The sequence below is a fragment of the Burkholderia sp. Ac-20392 genome (assembly GCF_017104585.1).
GTDB classification, from domain to species: domain Bacteria; phylum Pseudomonadota; class Gammaproteobacteria; order Burkholderiales; family Burkholderiaceae; genus Burkholderia; species Burkholderia lata.
On sequence record NZ_JAAGPB010000270.1, the window covers coordinates 1 to 11,883 of the forward strand.

Here is an 11,883-nt window from a genome sequence, read left to right on the forward strand (position 1 = left end):
GCGACGGCGCGGATGGTCACATAGTATCATAATTGTTTTTTTAACAATACGGCGACACCCCAAATCTATGCCGAGTACTAACCTCTTTCCCTCCCCGCCCCGCTGCCGATCAGCCGGCCGCGGACATGTGCGGCGCGTCGCGCGACGACGCGCTCGCGTGGCTCACGCGCCTCGAGGCCGCGACGCGGCCGTCGTAACCAGGAGAGTGTTCAGCATGACCGCACCTTGCGCGCCCGGTCGGCGCCGTTTTCTCGCCGCAACCGTCGGCGCCATCGGCGTGACGCTCTCGCTCGCTGCGTGCGCGTCGACGTTCCCGTTCATCCCCGATCACTACACGTTCTCGCGCGGTGACGTGCAGAAAGCCGTCGCGCGCAAGTTCCCGTACCAGAAGACGGTCGCGCAGGTCGTCGACGTGTCGCTTGCGAACCCGGCCGTTAACCTGCTGCCCGACCAGAACCGCGTCGCCGTGCAGCTCGACGCGCATTTCGTGAGCCCGTTCCTGCGCGCGCCCGTCAGCGGCAAGTTCACCGTGTCGGGTCAGCTGGCTTACGACGCACCGAGCCGCTCGGTCGTGCTGAGGTCGCCGGCCGTCGACAGCCTCGCGCTCGACGGCGACGCGCAGATGTACGCGCAGCAGGTCGGCGCGGCCGCCGGCCTGCTCGCGACGCAGTTGCTGACCAACTATCCGATCTACACGTTCAAGCCCGAACAACTGCAATTTGCCGGGGTGAACTACGAACCCGGTACAATTACGATTCTTACAAACGGCATACGTGTGGCGATCGTCGAAAAGTGACGACGAACCGCGCTCGGCCGGAGGGGGGCCGCGCGCGGAAGAGTGGCCCATTCATTCGACCATTTCGGAGTTGGGCCACGGATGGACTGGATCCTGATCTGCAAGGCTTTGATCCTCGGCGTCGTCGAGGGGCTGACGGAATTCCTGCCGGTGTCGAGTACCGGTCACCTGATCGTCGCGGGCAGCTTCCTGAATTTCAACGATTCACATGCGAAGACGTTCGACGTCGTGATCCAGTTCGGGGCGATCCTCGCGGTCTGCTGGGAATACCGGCAACGGATCGCGTCCATCGTGTCCGGGCTGCCGAGCCGGCCTGATGCGCGGCGCTTCACGCTGAACGTCGTGATCGCGACGATTCCCGCGATCGCACTCGGCCTCCTGTTCGAGAAGAAGATCAAGGCCGTGCTGTTTTCCCCGGTACCCGTTGCGTTCGCGCTCGTCGTGGGCGGCGCGATCATCCTGTGGGCCGAGGCGCGGCAGCGCGAACGCCGCGAGCCGCCGCGCGTGATGTCGGTCGATGAACTGACACCGCTCGACGCGCTCAAGGTCGGTATCGCGCAATGCTTCGCGCTGATTCCCGGCATGTCGCGCTCGGGTTCGACGATCATCGGCGGGATGCTGTTCGGCCTCGACCGGCGCGTGGCCACCGAATTCTCGTTCTTCCTCGCGATTCCGATCATCTTCGGCGCGACGCTCTATGAAACCGTCAAGGACTGGCAGGCGTTCACCGTCGATTCGCTCGGCCTGTTCGTGCTGGGCGCCGTCGCGGCATTCGTCAGCGCGTTCGTGTGCGTGCGCTGGCTGCTGCGCTATGTCGCGTCGCACGATTTCACGGTGTTCGCGTGGTACCGGATCGCGTTCGGGCTGTTCGTGCTGCTGGTCGGGTACAGCGGCTGGCTGAACTGGGCGTGACGCGAACACGAAAGCCAGCGCGCCGCACATGAAAAAAGCCCGATCGGCATAGGCCGGTCGGGCTTTTTCTTGTCCGCGGCGGGGCGGCGTGCGCCGCCGCAGCGGGAGGGCTCAGCCTGCGCGCTTGCGGAACACCAGGTCCCACACGCCGTGGCCGAGCCGCAGCCCGCGCCGTTCGAACTTCGTCACCGGGCGATAGTCGGGGCGCGGCGCGTAGTCGGCGGCCGTGTTTTCGAGCGTCGGCTCCCCGCCGAGCACTTCGAGCATCTGCTCCGCGTAGTTCTGCCAGTCGGTCGCGCAGTGAATGTACGCGCCGGGCTTCAGGCGCGACGCGAGATGCGCGACGAGCGGCGGCTGGATCAGCCGGCGCTTGTGGTGGCGCGCCTTGTGCCACGGATCGGGGAAGAAGATGTGCACGCCGTCGAGGCTTTCCGGCGCGAGCATGTGCTCGAGCACTTCGACCGCGTCGTGCTGGATGATGCGGATGTTCGACAGATCCTGCTCGCCGATCAGCTTCAGCAGCGCGCCGACGCCCGGTTCGTGCACTTCGACGCCGAGGAAGTCGTCGCCGGGGCGGTTCGCGGCGATTTCCGCGGTCGATGCGCCCATCCCGAAGCCGATCTCGAGGATGCGCGGCGCGCTGCGGCCGAACACGGCATTCCAGTCGGGCAGCTCCGGCGCGTACGGCACCACGAAGCGCGGGCCGAGTTCGTCCATCGCGCGGCGCTGGCCGGTCGACACACGGCCGGCGCGCGTCACGAAGCTGCGAATGCGACGGTGGTGCAGCGGATTGACTGCGTCGGCGCCTTCGGCGGCTTCATCGGGAATGGCGTCGTCGTGCGGCGGCAGGCCGGCTTCGTTCGGATCGTCGTGCATCATCGGTGACAGAGAAAGGCTCGGTTGCGGGCGAGGGCCCGTTGCGCGCAGCAGGGGCCGGGGGAACCGGCACATGGTACAAAAAAGCCGCCTTCGACGAGGCGGCTCATGCGCTGGCTGCGATGCAGCCGGAAAGTGGAGCGGGCGATGGGAATCGAACCCACGTCATCAGCTTGGGAAGCTGAGGTAATGGCCATTATACGACGCCCGCAGAACGCGCAATTCTACAGGGTTTGGCCGAGATGTGGCAAGGGGGCTGTTTTGGGCGGTGGCTTCGGCGCCTGCATCGCTCGAGGGAGGCGCGATGGCGCCACCGGGAATGGTCGTGAACAAAGGAGCGGCCGGAATCGCTCCGCCGGCGCAACGCGGCGCCGAACGAACGGGCGGTGCGCCCGCACACAAGCCCGTGTCGAAAATGGACGAGTCGGTGTCGGAAGCATACAAGTCCGGACAACGCTTTCGAACTAACGTGACAGGCCTCTCTTACACGATCGTTAGTCTGGAGCTGACATGTCCGATTTCATCACCGTTTTGCGCGAAACCTGCCCGACGCCGGTCCTTGACGCGACCAAGTGGAAGCGCATCGGCGGCGATCCGCACACCGTGAACCTGAACGCCTACCTCTCGAAGGACGGCAGCAAGATCATGGGCACCTGGATCTGCACGCCGGGCAAGTTCGAGGTGAATTACGAGAAATGGGAGTACTGCCACTTCCTCGACGGCTATTGCATCATCACGCCGGAAGGCGAGGAGGCGGTGCACCTGAAGGCCGGCGACGTGTTCGTGATCGAACCCGGCATGAAAGGGACCTGGGAAGTGGTGGAAACGGTGCGCAAGTACTTCGTCTTCGCCTGAGCGGGCCGGTAGAGTCGAGCCAGGCATACCGTCGTCGCTCGATACTCTCCCGGTTCCCGGAGCCGGGAGGGCCAGCGCGAGATTCCGGCTCAATAAAATTCGCCCTGGTCCGGGTGCAGGACCATGTGGCCGGGTTCGTGTGAAGCAGTAAAGCGCTGCACTTCGTACGTCAGGTTGCCGGCGGCTCCTCACCGATAAACGGGCATCGCTCGATGGGCGGCTCCGGCCGCACCACGTTACCCCCGCTCCTTCATCCGCTTCCGATGCGCGGCCGCTTTCGCACGATTGCCGCAAATCGCCATGCTGCACCACCGCCGCGCGTGCCCGCGCGTGTGATCCGCGAACATCAGCGTGCACCGCGGGCCTTCGCATGCCTTCACATACGTGAAGTCCTCGTCGCACACGAGCTTCGTGAGCGCCTGCGCGATCGGCATCAGCAGCGACTCCGGCGATCGCCAGCGCCGCTTTTCCCGAAGCGCGAAACCATTCGCCTCGTCCACGACCAGTTCTTCGTATCGCTCGTCACGCTCCAGCAACGTGTTCAGCCGCTCGAGTTCGCCCAGGTCCGAGGCAGCCAGCGGCCGTCCTTTCCGCGCGCGAACGAACACCCTGAACCACTCGCGCAGCGCGCGCGCCTGCGCCGCGACCGCGTCGAGTTCGGCCGGCGTCGACTGCGCGCGGAGTGCCGCGAGCGCGTCGGCCGGCACCATGCCGGCCTGTTCCAGCCACGCCAGCAAGCCTTCGCCGTCCCGTATCCAGTCCACTTCCTGATCCACCGGCGTTGCGACGGAGTTCAGGAAATCGAGGCCGGGCGCGTCGGCGACGAAGATCGCGGGAATCGGAAGGTAGTCCATGACCGAGGGAAGCAGGCGAGGGTGACGACACATCGTAACCACTAAAAACAGACTTGACAAGTTACGGATGTGGTGAGTAACCTGATTGAGTGAATTTATGAGGTTACTTTTGTGCGCCATTCACCTTTCTCAAAGGAGCGGGACATGTCGAACGGCAACGTGAGCGCCGTGCTTGTGCACGGCGCATGGGCGGATGGATCGAGCTGGAGCGCGGTCATCGAGCGTCTCCAGCGGCAGGGGATCAACGCAATCGCGGCACCGTTGCCGCTGACTTCGCTGGGCGACGACGTCGCCGCACTCGACCGGGTGCTCGAGCGGATCGACGGCCCCGTCGTGCTGGCCGGTCACGCGTATGCGGGCGCCGTGATCGGGGCGACGCGGGCGGCCAATGTCGCGGGGCTGGTCTATGTCGCGGCACTCGCGCCGGATGAAGGCGAAACGGTCGGCGACGTGTTCCATCGCGGCGAGCCGCATCCGGAGGCGCCGCAGCTCGCGCCGGATCGGCACGGCTTCATCTGGCTGCCGACGGATGCGTTTCCGCGGGCTTTCGCGCAGCACGCGAGCCCGCAGCAACTGGCGGTGCTCGCGGCGGTGCAGCGCCCGATTGCGGCCGCGTGTATCGGCGAGGCGGTTGGGCGGCCGCTGTGGCGGGACCGTCCGAGCTGGTTCCTGATCGCCGAGCAGGACCGGATGATCGATCCCGCCACGCAACGATTCACCGCAGAGCGCATGAAGGCACGCGTGAGTTCGTACGCAGTCGATCACACGCCGATCGTGACTGCGCCCGACATCGTGACCGACGTGATCGTCGACGCGCTCCGGTCGATTGCTGCCCGCTGACGTCCGTTCACATTCTCCGAACCCTGTTCCCCAAGGAGACAGACCATGCCTGCCATCACCTACCGTCGCGCCGACGTCGACGGCTTCAACGTGTTCTACCGCGAGTCCGCGCTGCCCGGCGCGCCGAAGCTGTTGCTGCTGCACGGCTTCCCGAGCGCGAGCCACATGTTCCGCGACCTGATCCCGGCGCTGGCCGACCGCTTCCACATCGTCGCGCCGGATCTGCCCGGCTTCGGGCAGTCGGACATGCCCGGTCGGGACGCTTTTACGTACACGTTCGACCACATCGCGAACGTGATCGAGCGCTTCACGGAAGTGATCGGCTTCGATCGCTTCGCGGTGTACGTGTTCGACTACGGCGCGCCGACCGGCTTTCGGCTCGCGCTGCGGCATCCCGAGCGAATCACCGCGATCGTGTCGCAGAACGGCAACGCATACGAAGAAGGCTTGAGCGACGGCTGGAACCCGATCCGCGCGTACTGGCACGATCCGTCGCCCGCGAACCGGGATGCGCTGCGCGCGCTGCTCGCACGTGACACGACGATCTGGCAGTACACGCACGGCACGCCCGATCCGGGCGCGGTGTCGCCCGACGGCTATTCGCTCGACGACTACTACCTGAGCCGGCCCGGTGCCCATGAGGTCCAGCTCGACCTGTTCCGTGACTATCGAAGCAACGTCGCGCTGTATCCGGCGTTCCAGGAATACTTCCGCACGCACCGGCCGCCGTTCCTCGCCGTGTGGGGGAAGAACGATCCGTTCTTTCTGCCGGCCGGCGCGCTGGCGTTCCGGCGCGACCTCCCGGACGCCGACGTGCGGTTTTTCGACACCGGCCACTTCGCGCTGGAAACGCATGCGGCGGAGATCGCCGCGGCGATGTCGGCATTCCTCGCTCGCTGATCCGTTCCGACCCAGGAGAAACATCATGTCCGACAGAGTGGCCATCGTGACCGGCGCGAGCCAGGGGATCGGGCGTTCGACCGCGATCCGGCTCGCGCGGGATTTCGACGCGATCACGCTCGTCGCGCGCAACCGCGCGAATCTCGAGCAGACCGCGATCGACGTGAAAGCGGCCGGCGCCGCATGTCTCGTGATCGACGTCGATCTCGCGGCGCCGGAGGCGGCGCCGCGCGTGGTCGACGACACGCTCGCCGCGTTCGGCCGGATCGACGCACTGCTGAACATCGCGGGTGCGGTGCCGCAGATCGACGTGTTCGAGATGACCGATGAACAGTGGGAGCAGGGCCTGGCGCTGAAGCTGCATGGCGCGCGGCGGCTGACGATTGCCGCGTGGCCGTCGCTGAAGGCAAGCGCGGGCTCGGTCGTGCTGATGTCCGGCAACTCCGCGCTGTTCCCGAAGGCGCCGTATGCGGCGGTCGGCACGATCAATGCGGCGATCGTTGCGCTCGCGAAGGCATTCTCGGATCGCGGGATCGCCGATGGCGTACAGGTCAACAGCGTGCTGCCGGGCCCGGTGATGACGGGCCGCCGGCGTTCGTACCTCGAGCATTGGGCGCCGCTGCACGGCATGAGCGTCGACGAGGCGACGGCCCGGTTTCCGGTCGAAGCGGGAATCGCGCGCTACGGCACGCCGGAGGAGATCGCGGAACTGATCGCATTCGTCGTATCGCCGGCCGCGCACTGGATGACGGGCTCGGCGCTGCGGATGGACGGCGGGGAAGTGAAGTCGGTCTGATGGCGGGGTTCGCCGGTGGCGAACCCCGATTTGTTTCCGCCTCTGAACGTGACTGCCGACTGCGAGCCGTCGATGGTCGCTGCGTTCACGCGAATCAGGCAGCGCTGCGTATCGTGCGTCGCATGGCCTGACGTCACGCCTGGTGCGGCGACCGGATACCCGTTGCCGCCCGCCCGCGCCTTTGCGCGGCCCCGGTGTTAATCTTCCGCCAATCCCCGCAGCCGCCCCCGACCCCAAAGGCCTCCCATGGAAAGCTGGACGATCGGCATCCTGCTCGGCATGACCACGATCCTCGTGCACACCGCGGCGATGGTCGGGTTGGCGGTCGTCGCGCGCCGGCTTCGCGAAGCGCTCGACGTGCGCCGCGACGACATCCACGAACAACTGCGGAAGGTGACGGGCATCATCGCGCTGATCTGCATCGCGCTCGGGCTGCTGCATACGCTCGAAGCGATCGCGTGGGGCGCGACCTTCGTGCAGGTCGGCGCGATCGGCTCGTTCAGCGATGCGCTGTTCTTCTCGATCGACACGATGTCGACGCGCGGCGCGTCGGGCATCGTCCCGGCCGCGAACTGGCGGATGCTCGGCGCGATTGAAGCGTCGTGCGGCGTGCTGTTGTTCGGGATGTCGACCGAATTCATCTTCGCGGTGATCCAGGCCGACTTCTCGGCGATCACGCAGCGGCTGCAGCGCGATCGCCCGCCACGGTAGCGTTCGCCTGCAGCCTGCTGCGACAGCGCCTATGATGCAGCGGTCCGCCCATCGTGCCGGCCGCATCGCGTACCTCGTTCGCCAGCGCCTCGGCCGCCCCCTCCGGAACCCCGACCATGCGCATCACCGCGATCCACGAACAAGCGATTCCCGTGTCCCGCTATGCCGATCCGGCGATCCCGTCCGGCGGCCTGACGACGAGTGTCGTCGCGGTCGTCACCGACGTCGTACGCGATGGCCGCCCCGTGACGGGCTACGGCTACGCGTCGATCGGCCGTTTCGCGCAGGGCGGCCTGATCCGCGAACGGTTCGCACCGCGCCTGCTGGCCGCCGCCGACACGCTCGCCGACGAAGCCGGCACGAACCTCGACCCGTTCCGTGCATGGCGCGCGATGATGGTCGGCGAAAAACCCGGCGGACATGGCGAACGATGCGTCGCAGTCGGCACGCTCGACATGGCGATCTGGGATGCCGCCGCGAAGATCGCCGACCTGCCGCTCCATCGCTTTCTCGCCGACCGGCTTGAACGCACGGCCGCACCGCGCGTACGTGTGTATGCCGGCGGCGGCTACCGCTATCCGCATGACGATCTCGCGCGCCTGTCGGACGAGATGCGCCGCATCGCCGATCTCGGCTACACGCACGCGAAGATCAAGATCGGCGGCACGGATTTCGATCAGGACCGCAGCCGCATCGAAGCGGCCGCTGCACAATTGGCGGACAGTTCGCATCTCGCGGTCGACGCGATGAACACGTACGACGCGACGACCGTCGGCGCGGCCGTCGCGATGCTCGCGCCGTTCGATCTCTGGTGGTTCGAGGACATCTGCGATCCGCTCGACCTGCCGCTGCAGGCGGACATCGCCGCGCGCTACGCACCGCCGATCGCGGCCGGCGAGGCACTGTTCTCGCTTGCGGAAGCGAAGCTGCTCGACCGCTACGGTGGCCTGCGCCCCGACCGCGACGTGCTCGTATTCGATCCGGTGCATGGCTACGGGCTGCCGGGCTATCTGCAGATCGTCGAGCACTTCGCGTCGCGCGGCTGGCGGCGCGACGCGTTCTGGCCGCACGGCGGCCACCTGTTCTCGCTGCATGTCGTCGCGGCGCTCGGGCTCGGCGGTGCGGAAGTCAGCCCGTTCGCGTTTCATCCGTTCAGCGGACTGGCCGATGGCGCAAGCGTCGACGCCGGATACGCACGCGTGCCGCAGGCACCGGGCATCGGCTTCGAACTGCATGCCGGCGCGCACGACGTGTTTCGTACGTTATCGAGCCGCTGACGCCTGCAGCGCATCGATCGCGAAACGCACCGCGAAACCGAGCATCATCGCCGCGACGAAGAAATCGAGCACGCGCCATGCGAGCGTACGGGCGAACCATGCGCGGCACGCGCGCGCGCCATACGCGAGCATCAGGAACCACGCGAGCGAAGCCGTCATCGCGCCGATCGCAAACGGCGCACGTGCGGCGGGCGTGTGGCTCACGATCACGGTGCCGAGCAGCAGCACGGTGTCGATCCACGCATACGGGTTGAGCAATGAGACGACGGCGGTTGCGAGCACCGTGCGCGCACGCGTGGGTTCGCTGCCCGTGCGCGGACCGTCGACGTGCTCAGGCTGTCGCCTTCGGATCGCCGAGCGCAGCGCGAGCAGGCCATAGCCGGCGAGATACGCGATGCCGGCCCACAGCGCGGCCGACACCACGCCGGGATGTCGCGATAGCAGCGACGACAACCCGTGCGCGCCGAGCGCGATCAGCAACGCGTCGCTGCCTGCGCAGACGAGGGCAATGGAAAGCAGATGGGGGCTCGAGATCGAGCGCTTGATGACGAACGCGTCCTTGGGGCCGACGGACGTGAACAGTCCGGCGCCAAGCAGCAGGCCTTCGACGAAGGCAGAGGTGTCGAGCACGAGCGGGCCGACAACCTCTTAAGCTGAACCGGTGATGGTTAGGATGGGAGCAACGTTAAGGGGCGTCGGGGGGCGTTGTCAATGTCCCCCCGGCGCCTGCGTGTCGGCAACCGGCGGTGATCGCGGTCAGTGCGTCGCCACGTCGCCGAGGTTGAGCGCGACGAGCGCACAAACGGTCAGCGCGATGCCGGCGAGCTTCAGCGACGACACCGATTCGTCGAAGCAGACGATGCCGATCACGGCCGTGGCCGCGGTGCTGGCGGCGGCCCAGCTCGCATACGCGAGCCCCATTTCGAGGCGCTTCGTCGCGAGCGCCATCAGCCAGACCGCGCAGGCATAACAGACGACGGTGAGTGCGGAGGGGAGCGGGCGGGAAAAGCCGGCCGAATATTTCAGGCCGACGGAGCCGAGTACTTCGGCGAGGACACTGACGCCCAGCAGAAGCCAGGCAGACTGGAGCGGGGACACGAACGGCCTCCTTCCCCCGACGCTTATACCGAGCGGCGAGAAGAAGTGGAGGTGTCAGCGGTACCCAGGATGAACGGAGCTTAGTACGCGCGCCTTCGCAGCACAAGGCACAAGGCACGCGGCGCCCCGGTCACGCACCGTCGGCCTGCCCGGCCGCCCACTCGGGCCGCTGCCCGAGCGTGTCGAACAGCCGGACGATCTCCGCTTTCACCTTCTGCACCGCGTTGCTGACGAGCGCCGTATCGTGCCAGCACAGCGACAGGTCGCGCGCGAACAGCCGGTGCGCAACCGTCGACAGCTTGAGCTTGCGTTCCTCGATCTCGACGTGTGCGGCCGTCCACGGCAGGATCGTCACGCCGAGCTGCGCCATCACGGCCGCGAACAGCAGCCCGGTCGAGCTCGCCTCGAAGCTGATCTCGTACGACAGCCCGGCCTCGCGCATCGCCCAGTCGACGCGGTTGCGGATCGTGTTCGGCGCGCTCGGCAGCACGAGCGGCATCCGCGCGATCGCGTCGAGCGGCACGGGATCGTCCGGCACCTGGAACCCGGGCCACGTGATCAGGTACAGCGTTTCCGACAGCAGCCGGTGGATCGCGATGCCGCGCGTATCGACCGCGTCGACGACGATCGCGAGATCGAGCCGCGTGCGTTCGAGCAGCGTATCGAGATCGGCGCTCGGCGCCTCGATCAGCTCCAGCATGATGCCCGGGTAGCGGTCGCGCACCGCGCGGGCGAGCGGGATGGCCAGCACGCGTGCGGTGCTCGACGGCATCCCGACCGTCACGCGGCCCTGCGGTGTCTCGGCATCGCGGCGCAGCAGCTCGCGCGTGCCATCGGCCTGGCGCAGCAGCTCGAGCGCGTGCTGGTACAGCGTGCGACCGGCGGCGGTGGGCGCAACGCCGCGCACGCTGCGTTCGAGCAGCTGCATCCCGAGATCCTGTTCGAGATTGCGCATCTGCTGGCTGACCGCCGGCTGCGCGACATGCAGCGCCTCGCTCGCATGCGTGACGTTGCCGTATTCGACGACCTTCACGAAATAGCGCAACTGCCTCAAGTCCATCGCCGCCGCCTCCCGATTCGAGCCATAAGCCAATCCGATCGAGCAAGATGAATATCATATTTTTCTCCGATCGATGGTGTTTCTATACTCGTCTCACAAAAGAGCCAGCCTCCCGGCCATCCCGGACCGGACGCGGCAAAAGCGCCGGCCCGGCCGGCAAGGAGACGAAGATGTTCAAGGCGATCGACGCGCCGGCGGCCGGCGCGAAGCCGCGGCGCACACCGCTCACGCGCGAGCAGGTCAAGGGTTTCTGGGCCGTGTATGCGGGCTGGGTGCTCGACGGCGTGGATTCGGTGATCTACGCGCTGGTGCTGATTCCCGCGTTGACCGAGCTGCTGCCGGCGTCCGGCATCGCGGCGACGCCCGCGAATCTCGGGATGTACGGCTCGATCCTGTTCGCGCTGTTCCTGATCGGCTGGGGGCTGTCGTTCATCTGGGGGCCGCTCGCCGACCGCTTCGGCCGCGTCCGTACGCTCGCCGCGAGCATCCTGATCTATTCGGTGTTCACCGGCGCGGCCGCATTCGTGCACGACGTGTGGGCGCTGGCCGCGTGCCGGCTGATCGCCGGGATCGGCGTCGGCGGAGAATGGGCGCTGGCGGGTACCTACGTCGCCGAGAGCTGGCCGGAAGACCGCCGCAAGATGGGCGCCGGCTATCTGCAGACGGGCTACTACTTCGGGTTCTTCATCGCGGCGTGCCTGAACTACACGATCGGCGCGACCTACGGCTGGCGCGCGATGTTCCTGTGCGGGCTCGCGCCGGCGCTGCTCGCGGTGTTCACCGTGATGCGCGTGAAGGAGCCCGGCCAGTGGCGTCGGCATGACGCCCGCGACGGCGACGTGGCCGACGCGCGGCGCGCGCATCCGCTGCGCGAGATCTTCGCGCCGGCCTTCCTGCGCCTCAGCCTG

General features: G+C 67.1%; 14 protein-coding genes, 1 tRNA gene and 1 pseudogene. 10 read left to right on the forward strand and 6 right to left on the reverse strand.

Annotated features, from left to right (window positions below; translation table 11 throughout):
* Positions 1 to 110: 110 nt before the first annotated feature.
* The 3 genes and pseudogenes from G3N99_RS42075 to G3N99_RS25115 all read left to right on the forward strand — a co-directional run.
* Positions 111 to 197: pseudogene (locus tag G3N99_RS42075) on the forward strand (YkgJ family cysteine cluster protein); the annotation flags it as partial.
* A 17-nt stretch (positions 198 to 214) separates the two neighbouring features.
* Positions 215 to 796 carry a DUF1439 domain-containing protein gene (locus G3N99_RS25110; RefSeq protein ID WP_071334060.1) on the forward strand — a complete coding sequence of 194 codons (582 nt, stop codon included), beginning with the start codon at positions 215 to 217 and terminating at the stop codon, positions 794 to 796.
* Between the two features lie 81 nt (positions 797 to 877).
* A complete protein-coding gene (locus G3N99_RS25115; RefSeq protein WP_011351199.1) occupies positions 878 to 1,708 on the forward strand; it encodes an undecaprenyl-diphosphate phosphatase in 831 nt (276 codons plus the stop codon).
* A gap of 111 nt (positions 1,709 to 1,819) precedes the next feature.
* Here G3N99_RS25115 and trmB read toward each other — a convergent pair whose 3' ends face one another.
* Positions 1,820 to 2,587, reverse strand: coding sequence for a tRNA (guanosine(46)-N7)-methyltransferase TrmB (gene trmB, locus G3N99_RS25120; RefSeq protein ID WP_174944338.1), 768 nt, complete (start codon positions 2,585 to 2,587; stop codon positions 1,820 to 1,822).
* Positions 2,588 to 2,720: 133 nt separating this feature from the next.
* Positions 2,721 to 2,795, reverse strand: a tRNA-Gly gene (locus G3N99_RS25125).
* A 299-nt stretch (positions 2,796 to 3,094) separates the two neighbouring features.
* On the opposite strand from G3N99_RS25125, the gene G3N99_RS25130 reads away from it, so the two are divergent.
* On the forward strand, positions 3,095 to 3,439 hold the full coding sequence (locus G3N99_RS25130) for a cupin domain-containing protein (protein ID WP_006752094.1): 345 nt from the start codon (positions 3,095 to 3,097) through the stop codon (positions 3,437 to 3,439).
* Positions 3,440 to 3,675: 236 nt separating this feature from the next.
* On the opposite strand, the gene G3N99_RS25135 is transcribed toward G3N99_RS25130, so the two are convergent.
* Positions 3,676 to 4,293, reverse strand: coding sequence for an ABATE domain-containing protein (locus G3N99_RS25135; protein ID WP_206123748.1), 618 nt, complete (start codon positions 4,291 to 4,293; stop codon positions 3,676 to 3,678).
* A gap of 144 nt (positions 4,294 to 4,437) precedes the next feature.
* On the opposite strand from G3N99_RS25135, the gene G3N99_RS25140 reads away from it, so the two are divergent.
* From G3N99_RS25140 to G3N99_RS25160, 5 genes are all read left to right on the forward strand, one after another.
* The gene (locus G3N99_RS25140) at positions 4,438 to 5,133 is read left to right on the forward strand and encodes an alpha/beta hydrolase (RefSeq protein WP_206123740.1); all 696 of its coding nucleotides are present in this window, start codon (positions 4,438 to 4,440) and stop codon (positions 5,131 to 5,133) included.
* A gap of 45 nt (positions 5,134 to 5,178) precedes the next feature.
* Complete coding sequence (locus G3N99_RS25145) at positions 5,179 to 6,033, forward strand: alpha/beta hydrolase (RefSeq protein WP_174941484.1); 855 nt, start codon at positions 5,179 to 5,181, stop codon at positions 6,031 to 6,033.
* Between the two features lie 25 nt (positions 6,034 to 6,058).
* A complete protein-coding gene (locus G3N99_RS25150; RefSeq protein WP_206123741.1) occupies positions 6,059 to 6,829 on the forward strand; it encodes an SDR family oxidoreductase in 771 nt (256 codons plus the stop codon).
* A gap of 246 nt (positions 6,830 to 7,075) precedes the next feature.
* Positions 7,076 to 7,540, forward strand: coding sequence for an ion channel (locus G3N99_RS25155; RefSeq protein ID WP_206123742.1), 465 nt, complete (start codon positions 7,076 to 7,078; stop codon positions 7,538 to 7,540).
* Between the two features lie 116 nt (positions 7,541 to 7,656).
* Positions 7,657 to 8,817 carry an enolase C-terminal domain-like protein gene (locus G3N99_RS25160; protein ID WP_206123743.1) on the forward strand — a complete coding sequence of 387 codons (1,161 nt, stop codon included), beginning with the start codon at positions 7,657 to 7,659 and terminating at the stop codon, positions 8,815 to 8,817.
* On the opposite strand, the gene G3N99_RS25165 is transcribed toward G3N99_RS25160, so the two are convergent.
* The 3 genes from G3N99_RS25165 to G3N99_RS25175 form a co-directional block, all read right to left on the reverse strand.
* Complete coding sequence (locus G3N99_RS25165; protein WP_206123744.1) at positions 8,803 to 9,447, reverse strand: LysE family transporter; 645 nt, start codon at positions 9,445 to 9,447, stop codon at positions 8,803 to 8,805. The genes G3N99_RS25160 and G3N99_RS25165 overlap by 15 nt on opposite strands.
* A 126-nt stretch (positions 9,448 to 9,573) precedes the next feature.
* Positions 9,574 to 9,915 (reverse strand): SMR family transporter, encoded by a 342-nt coding sequence (locus tag G3N99_RS25170; protein ID WP_206123745.1) that lies wholly within the window; start codon positions 9,913 to 9,915, stop codon positions 9,574 to 9,576.
* Between the two features lie 130 nt (positions 9,916 to 10,045).
* On the reverse strand, positions 10,046 to 10,975 hold the full coding sequence (locus tag G3N99_RS25175) for a LysR substrate-binding domain-containing protein (protein ID WP_206123746.1): 930 nt from the start codon (positions 10,973 to 10,975) through the stop codon (positions 10,046 to 10,048).
* A gap of 170 nt (positions 10,976 to 11,145) precedes the next feature.
* On the opposite strand from G3N99_RS25175, the gene G3N99_RS25180 reads away from it, so the two are divergent.
* Positions 11,146 to 11,883 (forward strand): MFS transporter (locus G3N99_RS25180; protein WP_206123747.1); only part of this gene is annotated, 738 nt, incomplete at its 3' end.

Coding starts and splice junctions, on each gene's coding strand:
- G3N99_RS25110 (WP_071334060.1), top strand. CDS start 215: ATGACCGCACCTTGCGCGCCCGGTCGGCGCCGTTTTCTCGCCGCAACC.
- G3N99_RS25115 (WP_011351199.1), top strand. CDS start 878: ATGGACTGGATCCTGATCTGCAAGGCTTTGATCCTCGGCGTCGTCGAG.
- trmB (WP_174944338.1), bottom strand. CDS start 2,587: ATGATGCACGACGATCCGAACGAAGCCGGCCTGCCGCCGCACGACGAC.
- G3N99_RS25130 (WP_006752094.1), top strand. CDS start 3,095: ATGTCCGATTTCATCACCGTTTTGCGCGAAACCTGCCCGACGCCGGTC.
- G3N99_RS25135 (WP_206123748.1), bottom strand. CDS start 4,293: ATGGACTACCTTCCGATTCCCGCGATCTTCGTCGCCGACGCGCCCGGC.
- G3N99_RS25140 (WP_206123740.1), top strand. CDS start 4,438: ATGTCGAACGGCAACGTGAGCGCCGTGCTTGTGCACGGCGCATGGGCG.
- G3N99_RS25145 (WP_174941484.1), top strand. CDS start 5,179: ATGCCTGCCATCACCTACCGTCGCGCCGACGTCGACGGCTTCAACGTG.
- G3N99_RS25150 (WP_206123741.1), top strand. CDS start 6,059: ATGTCCGACAGAGTGGCCATCGTGACCGGCGCGAGCCAGGGGATCGGG.
- G3N99_RS25155 (WP_206123742.1), top strand. CDS start 7,076: ATGGAAAGCTGGACGATCGGCATCCTGCTCGGCATGACCACGATCCTC.
- G3N99_RS25160 (WP_206123743.1), top strand. CDS start 7,657: ATGCGCATCACCGCGATCCACGAACAAGCGATTCCCGTGTCCCGCTAT.
- G3N99_RS25175 (WP_206123746.1), bottom strand. CDS start 10,975: ATGGACTTGAGGCAGTTGCGCTATTTCGTGAAGGTCGTCGAATACGGC.